This is a genomic window from Acrocarpospora macrocephala (genome assembly GCF_009687865.1).
Taxonomy (GTDB): domain Bacteria; phylum Actinomycetota; class Actinomycetes; order Streptosporangiales; family Streptosporangiaceae; genus Acrocarpospora; species Acrocarpospora macrocephala.
In genome coordinates this window covers 98,245-113,211 of sequence record NZ_BLAE01000064.1, presented here as the reverse complement: position 1 = coordinate 113,211, position 14,967 = coordinate 98,245, and the positions used below count along the sequence as shown (strand labels likewise).

The 14,967-nt window shown below is 69.6% G+C and carries 13 protein-coding genes; 10 read left to right on the top strand and 3 right to left on the bottom strand.

The window, feature by feature from the left end:
* Nucleotides 1-5 precede the first annotated feature (5 nt).
* From Amac_RS41730 to hydA, 7 genes are read left to right on the top strand one after another with little or no spacing between them, the layout of a single operon-like run.
* Nucleotides 6-1,589, top strand: a complete 1,584-nt coding sequence (locus Amac_RS41730; protein ID WP_155359956.1) for an ABC transporter substrate-binding protein — start codon at nt 6-8, stop codon at nt 1,587-1,589.
* Between the two features lie 6 nt (nt 1,590-1,595).
* On the top strand, nt 1,596-2,639 hold the full coding sequence (locus tag Amac_RS41725; protein WP_155359955.1) for an ABC transporter permease: 1,044 nt from the start codon (nt 1,596-1,598) through the stop codon (nt 2,637-2,639).
* Entirely contained in the window at nt 2,636-3,457 is an 822-nt protein-coding gene (locus Amac_RS41720) for an ABC transporter permease (protein ID WP_155359954.1), read from the top strand. The genes Amac_RS41725 and Amac_RS41720 overlap by 4 nt, the downstream gene beginning before the upstream one ends.
* Nucleotides 3,454-4,281: an ABC transporter ATP-binding protein gene (locus Amac_RS41715; protein WP_155359953.1), complete on the top strand. Its 828-nt coding sequence runs from the start codon at nt 3,454-3,456 to the stop codon at nt 4,279-4,281. Before Amac_RS41720 ends, Amac_RS41715 begins: the two co-directional genes overlap by 4 nt.
* A complete protein-coding gene (locus Amac_RS41710; RefSeq protein WP_155359952.1) occupies nt 4,278-5,063 on the top strand; it encodes an ABC transporter ATP-binding protein in 786 nt (261 codons plus the stop codon). The genes Amac_RS41715 and Amac_RS41710 overlap by 4 nt, the downstream gene beginning before the upstream one ends.
* Entirely contained in the window at nt 5,060-5,440 is a 381-nt protein-coding gene (locus Amac_RS41705) for an allophanate hydrolase-related protein (protein ID WP_218041606.1), read from the top strand. The genes Amac_RS41710 and Amac_RS41705 overlap by 4 nt, the downstream gene beginning before the upstream one ends.
* Nucleotides 5,437-6,828: a dihydropyrimidinase gene (gene hydA, locus Amac_RS41700; protein ID WP_155359951.1), complete on the top strand. Its 1,392-nt coding sequence runs from the start codon at nt 5,437-5,439 to the stop codon at nt 6,826-6,828. Before Amac_RS41705 ends, hydA begins: the two co-directional genes overlap by 4 nt.
* Nucleotides 6,829-6,904: 76 nt before the next feature.
* On the opposite strand, the gene Amac_RS41695 is transcribed toward hydA, so the two are convergent.
* Nucleotides 6,905-7,915, bottom strand: coding sequence for an NADP-dependent oxidoreductase (locus Amac_RS41695; RefSeq protein ID WP_174900292.1), 1,011 nt, complete (start codon nt 7,913-7,915; stop codon nt 6,905-6,907).
* A 91-nt stretch (nt 7,916-8,006) separates the two neighbouring features.
* Between Amac_RS41695 and Amac_RS41690 the strand changes: the two genes are divergently transcribed.
* On the top strand, nt 8,007-8,588 hold the full coding sequence (locus tag Amac_RS41690; protein WP_155359950.1) for a TetR/AcrR family transcriptional regulator: 582 nt from the start codon (nt 8,007-8,009) through the stop codon (nt 8,586-8,588).
* 134 nt (nt 8,589-8,722) lie between these two features.
* On the top strand, nt 8,723-8,977 hold the full coding sequence (locus Amac_RS41685) for a hypothetical protein (RefSeq protein ID WP_155359949.1): 255 nt from the start codon (nt 8,723-8,725) through the stop codon (nt 8,975-8,977).
* On the opposite strand, the gene Amac_RS41680 is transcribed toward Amac_RS41685, so the two are convergent.
* Complete coding sequence (locus Amac_RS41680) at nt 8,946-9,680, bottom strand: helix-turn-helix domain-containing protein (protein WP_155359948.1); 735 nt, start codon at nt 9,678-9,680, stop codon at nt 8,946-8,948. The genes Amac_RS41685 and Amac_RS41680 overlap by 32 nt on opposite strands.
* Nucleotides 9,653-10,108 (bottom strand): alpha/beta fold hydrolase, encoded by a 456-nt coding sequence (locus Amac_RS41675; protein WP_246269048.1) that lies wholly within the window; start codon nt 10,106-10,108, stop codon nt 9,653-9,655. The genes Amac_RS41680 and Amac_RS41675 overlap by 28 nt, the downstream gene beginning before the upstream one ends.
* A 466-nt stretch (nt 10,109-10,574) precedes the next feature.
* Between Amac_RS41675 and Amac_RS41670 the strand changes: the two genes are divergently transcribed.
* Entirely contained in the window at nt 10,575-14,930 is a 4,356-nt protein-coding gene (locus tag Amac_RS41670; protein ID WP_246269047.1) for a glycosyl hydrolase family 95 catalytic domain-containing protein, read from the top strand.
* The last annotated feature ends 37 nt before the right edge of the window (nt 14,931-14,967 follow it).

The following is a 14,967-nucleotide window of genomic DNA, read 5'->3' as shown; positions in this document are numbered from 1 at the left end:
AGCCGATGCACCGCTCCCATATCCCGCCCAAACTGATCTCCCTCCTGCTCCTCGGTTCGCTGGCCCTCGCGGCGTGCGGCGGCGCCGGCGAGCAGAGCGGCTCGACCGGCTCCACCGGCGGCGCCGACCCGCGCAAGCAGACACTGATCATCGCCGAGAACGAGCCGCCGGCCACGTTCGACCCGGCCCAGGCGGACAACTCCACCGTGGACGAGGTGGTCATCCCCGCCTACGACACCCTGGTCCGGTACGAGGGCGACAAGCTCAGCCCCTCGGTGGCCACCGAATGGGCCTTCGCCGCCGACGGGAAGAGCCTCGACGTCACCCTGCGCGGCGACGTGACCTTCCACGACGGCGCCAAGCTGACCGCCGCCGACGTGGCGTACACGCTGGACCGCATCGCCAAGCTCAAGATCGGTGTGGCCTCGCTGATGAGCGCCTACGACTCGACCACGGTCACCGACGACACCCACCTGACGATCAAGCTGAAGCAGGCGTACTCGCCGTTCCCCGCCGCGCTGACCAGGGTCTACCTGCTCAACTCCGCGCTGGTGAAGAGCAACGCGGGCGCGGATGACGGGCAGCAGTGGCTGGCCTCCAACGACGCCGGGTCCGGGCCGTACAAGCTGGCCGGGTACACCCCCAACCAGGAGGCCAAGTTCGTCAAGTTCGACGGCTACTGGGGCGGCTTCACCGGCCAGGCGGCCAACGTGGTCTTCCGCTACCTGCCGCAGGCGGCGACCCAGAAGACCTCGCTCACCAGCGGCGACATCGACATCGCGATGGACATCGACCCCAACGACTGGGCCGGTCTGGAAAGCTCCGGCTACGTGGTGAACAAGGCCGACACCAACGTGCAGCTGTACGTGTTCTTCAAGATGAAGGACTCCCCGCTGGCCGACAAGGCGCTGCGCGAGGCCATCGCCTACTCCTACGACTACGACCAGCACGTCTCGGCGATCCTCAAGGGCGCGGGCAAGAAGGCCGTCGGCGTGCTGCCCAGCGCGATGTCCTGCTTCGACCCGACCGTGCCGCAGCCCGGCCGCGACCCGGAAAAAGCCAAGAGCATCCTCGCCGCCGCCGGTCTCAAGGACGTCACCCTGACGATGACCTACCTGAAGGCGACGGCCGAGATGGAGCAGGCGGCCACGCTGCTCCAGTCGAACCTGGCGGAGGTGGGCATCACCCTCCAGCTTGAGGCGATCACCTACCCGCAGTACGTGGAGAAGCTGAAGAGCAACGCCACCACTCCCGACCTCGGCATGATCTACGCCTTCCCGCCGTACCCGGACCCCGACTCGGTCCTGTACCTGCTGTTCGACTCCAAGTTCATCAACAACGGCCAGAACAGCGGCGGCTACAGCAAACCCGCGATCGACGCCCTGGTCCAGGGCGCGCAGCAGCAGACGGACATCGACGAGCGGTGCACGGCGTACAAGGAGGCCCAGCAGACCATCGCCGCCGACGTGCCCTCGGTCAACATGTCCAATCCGCAGTACGTGACGGTCCTGCGCGCCGGGCTGAACGGCTACGTCTACCAGCCCGCGCACCACCAGACCGTGGACGTCTACAAGATCCAGGTGGGCTGACCTCCCATGGGCCGCTTCCTGCTGCGGCGCCTGGTCACGAGCGTCGTCGTCCTGGCCGGGCTGGCGGTCGTCACGTTCCTGATGACCCAGGTCCTGCCCGGCGACCCGGCCAGGGCCGCGGCGGGGCGGAACGCGACGGCCGAGCAGGTCGCCGCGGTCCGCGCGCGGCTCGGTCTCGACCAGTCGCTGCCCGACCAGTTCTCCGGCTACCTGGGGCGGTTGCTCCACGGCGACCTCGGCACCTCGGTCTTCACCCAGCGGCCGGTGCTGGCCGACGTGGCCGCCATGCTGCCCGCCTCGGTGGAACTGGTGCTGGCCGCGATGGCGATCAACATCGCGGTGGCCGTGCCGCTGGGCGTCTACGCCGCCTACCGGCGCGGCCGGGCGGCGGACGTCGCCGCCCGGCTCATCACCCTGCTCGGCGCGGCGGTGCCCGTGTTCTGGCTGGGGCTGATGCTCCAGCTCGTCTTCGCGGCCCAGCTGCGCCTGCTGCCGCTCACCGGCCAGCTCGCCTTCGGGCAGCAGGTGCCGAGGATCACCGGCATGATCTCGCTCGACGCCCTGCTGTCGGGGAACTGGGTGGCCTTCGGCGACGCTCTGCTGCATCTCGTGCTGCCGGCGGTGACGCTTGCGGCGGCGTTCGTCGCCGTGGTGGCGCGGACGGTGCGCTCCTCCATGATCACCACGCTGGACTCCGACTACATCACGCTGGCCCGGGCGACCGGCGCGTCGGAGCTCCGCGTGGTGGTGCGCCACGGCCTGCGCAACGCCCTGGTCCCGGCCAGCACGATCCTCGGCATGCAGCTCGGCTGGATGCTCGGCTCCACCGTGCTGGTCGAGGCCATCTTCGGCCGGACCGGTATCGGCGCGTACGCGGTGACGGCGGTCCTGCAGAACGACCTCTACGCCGTGATCGGCACCGTCCTGGTGATCGGAGTGGTCTTCGTGGTGATGAACGTCGTCGTGGACCTGGTCCAGCTCTGGCTGAACCCGCGCCTGCGCAAGGCGGCCGGCCGGGAGCGGCGGGCGGAGATCGCGGTGAACGCATGACGCGGATCATGGCGATCGATCGGATCGCCCTGGCGGTCGCCGTGCTCGTGGTGACGCTCGCCGTGGTGGGGCCGTTCCTCGCGCCCCACGACCCGTACGCCGTCGACCTGGCCAACGCGCTCCACGGTCCCTCCGCCGCGCACTGGTTCGGCACCGACGTCAACGGCCGCGACGTGCTCAGCCGCATCCTGTACGGCGCCCAGGTCACCCTGCCCGCCACCGTGATCGTGATCGCCGCCGCCACGCTGCTCGGCACCCTGATCGGCACGGTCGCCGCGCTCGGCGGGAAGGCCGTGGACGAGGTGCTGATGCGGCTCACCGACATCGGCCTGTCGCTGCCCTCGATCATCCTCGCCCTCGGGCTCGCCGCCGCGCTCGGCCCCGGCCTGCGGTCCGCGGTCATCGCCCTGGCCCTGACCTGGTGGCCCGGCTACGCCAGGCTGGTCCGCACCCTGGTCCGCGAGGTCAAGGACGCGGAGTATGTGGACGCGGCCCGCATGCTCGGCGTCTCCCGGGCCAGGCTCGTCTTCCGGCACATCCTCCCCAACGCCCTGAACAGCCTCTACGTCCAGACCACGCTGGATGTCTCGGCCGTGATGCTGGTCATCTCCGGCCTGTCGTTCGTCGGGGTGGGCGCGCAGGTGCCGTCCGCGGAGTGGGGGGCCATGATCGCCGCGGCCGCCAACAACCTCACCAACGGCTGGTGGGCGGTGGCCTTCCCCGGCCTGGCGATCCTGCTCACCGCCGTCGCCTTCAACCTGGTGGGCGACTGGCTGCGGGTACGCAACGACCCGACGATCCGGGAGGGGGTCCGATGACGTCCACTCTGCTGGCCGTACGAGACCTGCGGGCGTCTTATCCCGGGCCTTCGGGCCCTGTTGAGGTCGTCCACGGCGTGGATCTCGACCTGGCGCGCGGCGAGAAGCTCGCCCTGGTCGGCGAGTCCGGCTCGGGCAAGTCCGTCACCGCCCGCGCGATCCTGCGGCTCGACCCCGACGCCACGCTGAGCGGGCGGGTCGAACTCGACGGCGCCGACCTGCTCGCGCTGCCGACCCGCCGGATGCGCGCCATCCGCGGCGCCCGCGTCGGGCTGGTGTTCCAGGACCCGCTCGCCGCGCTCAATCCCGTCATGACGATCGGCTGGCAGATCACGCAGCCGCTGGTCATCAGGGGCGTACCAAAGAAGATCGCCCGGCGGCGCGGCGTCGACCTGCTCGCCCGCCTCGGCGTCCGCGACGCCGAGCGCCGCTTCGACGACTACCCCCACCAGTTCTCCGGCGGCATGCGGCAGCGGGTCGTCATCGCCATCGCGGTCATCGCCGAACCCGACCTGCTCATCGCCGACGAGCCGACCACCGCCCTGGACGTGCGCGTCCAGGCGCGGGTGCTGGAACTGCTGCACGAGCTGACCGGCGAGCGGGACATGGCCGTCCTGCTCATCACCCACGATCTCGGCATCGTGGCCGGCTTCGCCGACCGGGCCGTGGTCATGCGGCACGGCCGGGCGGTGGAGACGGGCTCGGTCGAGGACATCTACCACCGGCCCCGGCACGAGTACACCAAGGCGCTGCTGGCCGCCGTCCCCCGAATCGGCGGCGACCCCACCCGCCCGCTGATCACGATCAAGGAGGGCGAACGGTGACCGAGCCCCTGTTGCGGGTGACGAATCTGACGAAGAGCTTCGCCGGGCGCCGCGTGCTGTCCGGCGTCTCCTTCGAGGTCGCGCCGGGCGAGGTGCTCGGCCTGGTCGGCGAGTCCGGGTCGGGCAAGTCCACCACCGCGCGCTGCGTCGCCCGGCTGACCGAACCCGACGCCGGGCAGGTCGTCCTCGGCGGGCGCGACGTGCTCGCCGCCGGCCGCCGCGAGCTGCGGGTGCTCCGGCGCGACATGCAGATGGTCTTCCAGGATCCGTACGCGTCGCTGAACCCGCGCATGACCGTGGCCGCGCTGATCGAGGAGCCGCTCGCCGTGCACGGGCTCGAACCCGACCGGCGGCTGCGCCGGAAGCGGGCCGCGGACCTGCTGGAGACCGTGGGCCTGTCGGCCGAGCACCTGGACCGCCACCCCCGGTCCTTCTCCGGCGGGCAGCGGCAGCGCATCTCCATCGCGCGGGCGCTGGCCGTGCGGCCCCGGCTGCTCATCTGCGACGAGCCGGTCTCCTCGCTGGACGTCTCGGTGCAGGCGCAGGTGCTCAACCTGCTGCGCGACCTGCGGCAGCGGCTGGACCTGTCGATCCTGTTCATCGCCCACGACCTCGCGGTCGTCTACTACCTGTGCGACCGGGTCGCGGTCATGGAGCAGGGCACGCTGGTCGAGATCGGCACGCGCGCGGAGGTGTACGGGAATCCGCGGCATCCGTACACCAGGTCCCTGCTGGACGCCGTGCCCGTGCCTGACCCCACCGATCGAGGGAGTCGCCCATGAGAATGTTCGTCAACGGACAGGCGATGTCCGGAGGCAGCCTGAACACCGCCCTGAGCGGCGCACGCCTCCTCGGACCCGCCGAAACCGCGCCCCGATACCGGTTCTACTCGGTACGGGATGAGTTCCCCGGCCTGCACCCAGTGCGCGACGACGGCGTGGCCGTCCCCGGAGAGCTGTACGAGGTGACCTACGAGATCCTGCGCGACGAACTGCTTCCCCGCGAACCACCCGAACTGGAGCTGACGGTGATCGAACTGTCCGACGGCTCGGGCTGCCTGTCCATGCGCATGCGCGAGGAGTCGCTGACCGCGCCCGGGGTGACGGACATCAGCGCCGCGGGCGGCTGGCGCGCGCACATGGCTGCGAGCGCGCGATGACGCCCGCTGAGACGGTGGTGCGCGGGGGAACGGTGGTCGAGGCGGGCTGGTCCGCGCCCGCCGACGTGTTCATCGCCGAGGGCCGGGTGACCGCCCTCGCCGTGCCCGGCACCCCCGCGCCGCGCGGCGCCACCGAGATCGACGCGACCGGGACACTGGTCATGCCCGGCGGCGTGGACCCGCACTGCCACGTGGGCTTCACCTCCGGCGAGTTCACCTCACTCGACGACTACGCGCAGTGCACGACGGCCGCCGTGTTCGGCGGCACCACGACCATCGTCGACTTCGCGATCCCGCGCCCCGGCGAGCGGCCCGCCGACGTGGCCTACGCCCAGCGGGCCAAGGCCGGGCAGGGCCTGTGCGACAGCGCTCTGCACGCCTGCGTGGTCGAGTGGGACGAGACCGTGCCCGGCCAGCTCGGCGCGCTGGTCGCCGACGGCGTCTCCACCGTGAAAATGTTCACCACCTACCGCGGCGAGACCATGGCGAACGAGGACACCATCCTGCGCACCATGAAGACCCTGCGCGACCTCGGCGGCATGGTGGTGATCCACTGCGAGGCCGACCACATCATCGAGGACGCCCAGACCCGCTGCGCGGCCAGCGGCGCGATCGGCGCCGAGCACATGGCCGGCACCCGCCCCGAACTGGCGGAAACCGCGTCCGTGGCCGAGGTGCTGGCCATCGCCGAGTCGCTGCGCGCCCCCGTCTACTTCGTGCACCAGTCGACCGCCGAGGCCGTCGAACTGGTCGCGGCGGCCCGCCGCCGCGGCGTGCGCGCCTTCTCCGAGTCGGTCGCCCACCACCTGATCCTCGACGACACCCGGTACGGCGGAGCCTCCCCGGAGCGCTTCGTCTGCTGCCCGCCGCTCCGCCCACGCCCAGCCGTGGACGCGCTCTCCCGCCACCTGTTCACCGGCGAGATCACCACGATCGGCAGCGACCACTGCTGCTACGACCTGGCCCAGAAACGGTCACACCGAACCGACGTACGAGCCATGCCGAACGGCCTGCCCGGCGTCGAGACCCGCCTCCCCGTGATCTTCTCCGCGTACGTGGCGGGCGCCGGCCTGCCCGCCACCCGCTTCGTCGCCCTGACCTCGGCCAACCCCGCCCGGGCCAACGGCCTGTATCCCCGCAAGGGCACCCTGATGCCCGGCGCCGACGCCGACATCGCGATCTGGGACCCGGCCGCGCGATGGCAGGTGACCAGCGGCGAACTCCACATGGCCACCGACTACACCCCCTACGAGGGCATGCTCCTCACCGGCCGCCCGCGAACCGTCCTGGTCGGCGGCCGCCCCGTCGTCCACGACAACACCCTCCTCGACCCCACCCCACACGGCCGCCACCTGCTCGCGGGACCCATCCTGACCTCTACAGCATGAGCACCAGTTGGCCGGCGATCAGGATGTCGAGGATGTCGCACCACTCGGCGTAGGAGCGGGCCACGACCTTGTCGTCTCACGCGCCCGTGAGCACGATCTTGCCTTGGAGGTGCCCGCGGGCGGCTCGTTCGTGCGCCCTTCGAGCATCCGCGAGCGGGAACGTGCTGTCGATGGCGACGCGAAGCGTGCCCGCATCGAGCAGGTGCCCGAGTTCTGCGAGCTGCGGGCCGTTCGAGCGCACTTGGGTGCCCGAGATCGTGACGCCTAGCTTCGCGGTCTCTTCGGGGTCGTAGTCGCCGAAGAACACCGGGTACAGCGCGCCGCCGCGCTTGAGCGTGCGCAGGAAGCGACTGCTGTCGCGACCACCGACGGTATCGAGAACGAGATCAACGTCGTGCGCGACTTCCTCGGGGCGGCTCTTGGTGTAGTCGATGAATTGGTCGGCGCCGAGCTCGCGCAGGAACGACTCATGCGTTCCCGATGCCACCGCGATGACGCGGGCACGCTTCCATTTCGCGAGCTGCACCGCGAAGTGCCCCACGCCGCCCGCGGCGCCATTGATGAGCACCGTCGTCTCGGCGCCGAGTGCCATCGGGCGATGCCGTGCCGCTTGAAAGGGCGACGGATGTTCGTGTCCGAGCTCGATCAGGAACTGCCACGCGGTGAGCCCTGCCATGGGCACTCCTGCGGCGTGCACGTGATCGATGTGAGCCGGCTTGCGGGCGAGGTCTGACGCGGGCGCGGTGACGTACTCGGCATAGGCGCTGCCCTCGAGGCTGGGAAAGCGCAGGAGGCCGAAGACTTCATCGCCGGCGGAGAGGCCATCGACATCCGCGGCGGCGGCCTCGACGACGCCCGACACGTCCGTCCCCGGAATGGCGGGCAAGCTCAACGGCGGTCTCAGCTCAGGAGGCACGTTGGGCATTCCTTCGCGACGGTACCAGTCGGGGGGATTGACGCCAGCCGCGTGCACGCGAATGAGCACCTCACCCGGCTTCGGCTCGGGAATCGGCACTTCGTCGTAACGCAGCACCTCAGGACCACCGAACTCGTGCAGCCGAATGGCCTTCATCGTGTTTGCCGGCATCGTTTTCGCCTTTCACCGCAGTTGGGCTATGCTTAGCGGAGCAGTGCTCCGAATATATACGGAGCACTGCTCCGATTGTCAAGGTAGGCATATGCGAGCCGACGCGAAGAAGAACTACGACCACCTGCTCGTCGTCGCGAGCGCCGTCGTGGCCGAGCAAGGCGCCGACGCGTCGCTGCGTGACGTCGCCCGCAGGGCCGGCGTCGGGCTCGGCACGCTGTACCGTCACTTCCCGACGCGAGAGGCGTTGCTTGAGGCCTTGCTCCGCGCAGGCTTCGACGAGCTGGCGGCACGGGCAGCCGAGCTCGAAACGTCGAGCTCCCCCGAGGAGGCTCTCGTTTCGTGGCTACGCGACTGCGTCGCGTGCGCACATGAGTATCGGGGCGTTGTGGCGCTGATGGTGGCCGCCATTGAAGACACCGAGTCCGCACTCCATGCTTCGTGCGTCACGATGCGCGCGGCCGCCACGCGGCTCCTCGCGCGCGCTCAGGCCGCGGGCATGGCGCGGACCGACATCGATGGCACCGATCTGTTCGCGCTGATCGGGGCGCTCACGTGGCTCGGCGACCAACCTTCGCTCGCGCCCCGCGCCGATCATCTCTTCGGTGTCGTCGCGAGCGCGATCCTGACCGATCAAGCGCGCAGATCATGCGCCCCGCGGCCACAAAGTTGATCCGCGACGGACTGGCCCACGGCGCCTATTCGTTCCTGACCCACGAAAGAGCTCACTCGCTTAGGGAGCGAAGTACACTCGACGGCGCAACCTCAGCAACCTGCATCTCCGGTATACCGAAAGGTGATGGGCGCATGAAGTCAAACGTCATCCGTTTGGAAGTTCCGCACGACTTCGACGACTCGGATGCCGAGACTCAGGTCCACCCCATGGCCAGGAAGCTGTTTCCCGCTACAACTGCCGCAGGAGCATTCGGAAAAGCAGGGCAGTGGGTGGAGGAAAATGACGTTTTCCTCGTTGACGTTTCTTGGGATTTCATGCACGACGAACCCGAGCCCTACGTACTGAGCATTTACTTTACCTTCGAGCTGCCCCCCGAGGATGAGTAGGTTCGACCGGCCACGCGACGTCGTCGATCGCGAGCCACGGCGCGACGGCCACGGCCGTGGGCGTGAGCCCGGCGAACGCCTTGACCTCGCGGTGGAGGTGGGGCTGGTCGACGTAGCCGCTCTCGGCGGCGACGCTGGCGGCGGCGTGACCCGCCGCGAGAAGGTGGGCGGCGTGGTCGAACCGCACCAGTCGGGCGGCGCGTTTGGGAGTGATGCCCAGTTGGGTCCGGAAGCGGGACCATAGGCGCTTGCGGCTCCAGCCGACCTCGTCCGCCAGGCCGTCGATCCGCACCCGCCCCCGGCTGGTGAGCGTCCGCCGCCAGGTGTAGACGACTTCCGGATCGACGGGTGGGCGGGCGCCCAGCCGTCGGCCGAGGATTTCCGCCGCGATCGTGAACCGTTCGTCCCACGACGCGGCGGCGCGCAGCCTGTCCTCGGCTCGCCCGGAGTCGCGGCCCCAGACATCATCGAGGGATACCACCGTCCCGCTGAGCTCGGTAGCCGCGCCGAACACCGCGGCTATCGCGGCCGGCTCCAGCCGGATCTGGAGGCACTCGCCGGCCCCCCGGCCGGCTACTCGAAGATCGCCGGGGAGGAGCCCGATGACGACACTGCCGCGTTCGTGCCGGCCGTGGATGTCGTAGCCGAGGCCTTCTCCCTCGCTCAGGTCGATGATCAGGGTGACGGATGGGTGCGCGACCATGGCGATGTCCACGCGTGCGGGACCCGAAGAATCAACGGCTGGGGGAGGAGCGCGTCGAGACTCGGGCCTGTGCTGATCAGCGCGAGCGACCTCACCAGGTCCGGGCGCTGTTCGGCGAGCGCGGTGGCGATGTAGCCGCCGCTGGAGTGCCCGACCGTGGTCACGCGACGAAGGCCGAGGTCGTCGAGCATCGCCGCCAACCGGCCCGCCTGCACCGGCACGTCGTATGACCGCGCGGGCGGAGACTGGCCGCAGCCCGGGAGGTCGACCCGGATGACGTGATGGTGGCCGGCGAGTGCCGGGACCACCGGGCTCCAGGAACCGCCCGAGAACCCCGATCCGTGGATGAGCAACAGCGGCGGCGCCTCCCGCGGGCCGTCGTGGACCACGCGCATCCCATGCGACTGCTCAAGGTTGTACTCACTCATGCAGAAGACGATGCATGGGTTGCCGCCTATCAGTCTTGGACAAATGTCTGCACTCCCGCCGAACATGACCCTGGGGGACATAACCGCTGACCTGGGCTAACGCAATCGCGTGTACCTGGTGACAGCACACTGGCCAGGGGACGATACATCGGATGTTTTGTCACGGTCTATCGGATGCGGACAGAAGATTGTTCTGATTTGCCGAGTCGTGAAGGGGTCGTGGCCTCCGGCAAAGGGAGGGTGAGCTGGGACGGTCGGATCTCGCCGGGAGATGCGAGCGCCGGAGCGTGACCACTGAGGTCCGATCACGAGTGGGAGAACATCGGACCATAAGTCTTGTTGCGGACAGGTTTCGGTGCTATTTCCTTATTTCGGACCCCCCATGTGATCGGAGGAATCTGTGATCAACTCTCCGCAACGAAGACTAGGCGTCGCCCTTCTCGCCGCGTTAGCGCTGGCTGTCGGGTTGACCATACCGGTGCAGGCGCAGGCCGACCCCGAACCGGCAGTCGCCGCAGCCCAGACACCCGATGACTTAACCCTGTGGTACGACAAGCCCGCGACCAACTGGGAGACCCAGGCCCTGCCGATCGGCAACGGCCCGCTGGGCGCCAAGGTCTTCGGCGGCGTGGCGAGCGAGCAGATCCAGTTCAACGAGAAGACCTTGTGGACCGGCGGTCCCGGTCAGGCCGGTTATGACTTCGGCAACTGGCGGACGCCGCGGCCGGGCGCCATCGCCGACGTGCAGGCGCAGATCGACCGCGACGGCAGAGTGAGCCCGGACACCGTGGCCGCCCGGCTCGGGCAGGGCAAGACCGGTTTCGGTTCGTACCAGACTTTTGGTGACCTATATCTGGACATCGCCGGAGCGCCGCAGAGCTCCACCGGCTACCGCCGCGAGTTGAGCCTGCGCGACGCCGTGGCCAAGGTCGGCTACACCGCCGACGGTGTCACGTACTCCCGCGAGTATTTCGCCAGCAACCCCGGCAACGTGATCGTGGGCCGGCTCGCGGCCGACCAGGGTGGCAAGATCTCCTTCACCCTGCGCCACACCTCACCGCGCAACGACAAGACCGTCACCGCCGCCGACGGGCGGCTCACCATCCGCGGCGCGCTGACGAGCAACCAGCTGAAGTTCGAAGCCCAGGTACAGGTGATCGCCCAGGGCGGCTCCCGCGTGGACGCCGGGGACAAGATCACCGTCACCGGCGCCGACAGCGCGGTGTTCGTGCTGTCGGCGGGGACCGACTACGCCGGGACGTACCCGACCTACCGGGGCGAGGACCCGCACGCCGCCGTCACCGGCGCGGTGGACGCCGCCGCGGCCAAGGGCTACGACCAGCTCAAGGCCGCCCACCTCGCCGACTACCGCGAGCTGTTCGACCGGGTGAAGCTGGACCTCGGCGGATCGACGCCGACGATCCCCACCGACGAGCTGCGCAGGAACTACACCGGCGGTTCCGCCCTTCAGGACCGCGCCCTGGAATCGCTGTTCTTCGCGTACGGCCGTTACCTGCTGATCGCATCCTCCCGCGAGAACGACATCCTGCCCGCCAACCTCCAGGGCGTGTGGAACAACGTCACGAACCCGCCGTGGGACGCCGACTACCACGTCAACATCAACCTGCAGATGAACTACTGGCTGGCCGAGCAGACCAACCTGCACGAGACCACCAAGCCCTACGACCGCTACATCACCGCCATGGTCGCCCCGGGCCGCAAGACCGCCCAGGACATGTACGGCGCCCGCGGCTGGGTGGTCAACAACGAGACCAACCCGTACGGTTTCACCGGCCTGCACAACTACCCCGCCTCGTTCTGGTTCCCCGAGGCCGCCGCCTGGACGACCCAGCACCTGTACGACACCTACCGCTTCACCGGCGACGTGACCTACCTGCGCGAGACCGCCTACCCGGCGATCAAGGGCGCGGCCGAGTTCTGGCTGGACTTCCTGCACACCGACCCGCGTGACGGCAAGCTCGTCGTCTCGCCCAGCTTCTCCCCGGAGAACGGCCAGTTCTCGGCCGGCGCCTCGATGTCGCAGCAGATCGTCCGCGAGGTCTTCACCAACGCGCTCGCCTCGGCCAAGAAGCTGGACGTCGACCAGGCGTTCCAGGACGAGGTGACCGCGGCCCTGAGCAAGCTCGACCCCGGCATCCGGATCGGCTCCTGGGGCCAGCTGCAGGAGTGGAAGACCGACTGGGACTCTCCCACCGACACCCACCGGCACGTCTCCCACCTGTTCGCCCTGCACCCGGGCAACCAGCTCACCGCGGGCACCCCAGAGGGCGAGGCCGCCAAGGTCTCCCTGACCGCGCGCGGCGACGGCGGCACCGGCTGGTCCAAGGCCTGGAAGATCAACTTCTGGGCGCGCCTGCTGGACGGCGACCACGCCCACAAGATGCTCGCCGAGCAGCTGAAGTCCTCCACCCTGGACAACCTGTGGGACACCCACCCGCCGTTCCAGATCGACGGCAACTTCGGGGCCACCGCGGGTATCGCCGAAATGCTGGTGCAGAGCCAGCACGACGTGGTGCACGTGCTTCCCGCGCTGCCCAGCACGTGGAAGGACGGCTCGGTGACCGGCCTGCGCGCCCGCGGCGACGTCACCGTCGACGCCGCCTGGAAGGGCGGGGCCCCCGACACGATCACCGTACGGCCCGGCAAGACCGGCCCGCTCAAGGTCAAGTCGTCCATCATCACCGGCCATTACCGGGTCTACGACGAGCAGGGCGACAGCGTCACCCCGCAGCGCGATGGCGACGTCCTGAGCTGGGAGGCGCAGGCGGGCAAGGCGTACACGATCGAGAACGAGTCCGCCGTCACCCTCAAGGCGCCGGCCGCGGCCTCGCCCGGCGTCCCGTTCGAGGCCGAGGTCACCGTGACGGCCATCCGCGACCGCGAGGTGCCCGCCTCCGACGTGACCCTCACCCTGCCCGCCGGGTGGACCGCTACGCCTGGCTCCCAGCACCTGCCGGCCGCCTCGCCCGGTTCCCCCCGCACCGCCACCTTCACCGTCACGCCCGGCCCGGCCACCGGATCACGCCAGGCGCAGATCGTCGCCAAGGTCGTCGGTGACTCCTGGCAGGGCTCGGCCACGGCCGCGCTCGCCCTGACCCCCTGCTTCGCCCCGCCGACCGGCTCGGTGCTGGTCGCCTGGAACCCGACGCAGGGCGGCACGGTCACCGACTACTCCGGCAACGACCGCCACGCCACCGTCGCGGGCGGCACCGCCACCTACGACACCACCGCGCCCACCGGCAGCGGGCTGAACCTCACCGGCTCCACCTACATGGTCACCGGCAACACCCTGCTCGGTTACCTGCCCGAGGCCACGTTCGCGGCCGAGGTGAAGATCGGCGGAACCGGCTACCGCCGCCTGTTCGACTCCCAGCCGTCCGGCAACCCCGGCAACGACGGAGTGCTCATCGACGTGACGCCGAGCAACCAGCTGCGGTTCATCGGCGCGGGCACGGGCATCACCCTGAACACCACCCTGCCCACCGGCCGCTGGATCGACCTGGTGGTCACCCTCGACCGCACCGGCCTGGTCACCGTCTACGTGGACGGCGAGCAGAAGGCCACCGGCCAGGCCACCTCCGACGGCATCACCGGCTGCACCTCCCGCTCCCTCCGCTTCGCCGCCGACCAGGGCGGCGGCCAGCGCATGACCGGCGCGGTGGACCGCGCCGTCATCATCGCCGGGAAGCTGACCGCGGCGGAGGCGAGGAACTGGAAGCAGCTGGCCGACAAGTTCGCGCCGGTGACGGCCGCGACGACCACCCCGGCGGAGCCGGCGAGCGGCTGGTTCACCAGCGCGCTGCTGGTCACGCTGTCCGGAGCCGATGAGGCGCAGGGCAGCGGCGTCGACCGCACCGAGTTCCAGCTCGACGGCGGCGCCTGGACCCGTTACGCCGAGCCGGTCGTCATCACCGGCGACGGCTCGCACACGCTGGCTTACCGCTCCGCCGACAAGGCGGGCAACGTCGAAGCCGCCAAGACCCTCGCGGTCAAGGTGGACGCGACGGCGCCGGTGACCACCGCGGAACCCGCTCCGGCGAACGACGGCGGCTGGCACGCCGACAGCGTGCCGGTGGTTCTCGCCGCGACGGACGCGACGTCCGGCGTGGCGGGCACCGAGTACTCGCTGAACGGCGGCGCGTGGACCCCGTACACCGAGACGGTCACCATCTCGGGCGAGGGACAGCACGAACTGCGCTACCGCTCGACCGACAAGGCCGGCAACGTCGAGGAGATCAAGGCCGTCACGGTCAAGATCGACGACAGCGCTCCCACCGTCCTGGTCACCGGTGTCGCCGACGGCACCACGTACGGCGACAGTCTGGACCTGGAGATCGCCTGGGAGGCGATCGACTCCGGGTCCGGGGTGAAGTCGGTGACCGGCACGCTGGACGGCGAGCCGTTCACGTCCGGCACGGTCCAGTCGCTGTACAAACTGGCCCTGGGCGAGCACACGCTCACCGTCACCGCCGTCGACAACACCGGCAAGCAGACCGTGCAGACGGTGACGTTCTCCGTCTGGACCTCGACGGACGACGTCTCCGCACTGATCGACCGCTTCGAGGCCGCCGGGAAGCTCAACGCCACCGGCGCCGCCAAGCTGCAGGACAGGATCGCCAAGGTCATGGTGTCCGAGGACAAGGGAAGAGAGCGAGACAAGAAGAAGATCGTCAAGAAGCTCGAGCGCTTCGTGGAGACCGTCAACGACCCGAAGATCGTCTCGAACCCCGAGGTCAAGACCACCCTCCTGCGTGACGCCAACGCTTTGATCACCGAGAACGGCGGCACACCACAGAACTGAGTCGCCCCCTACGAGAGGTGCCGGGCAACCGCAAGGA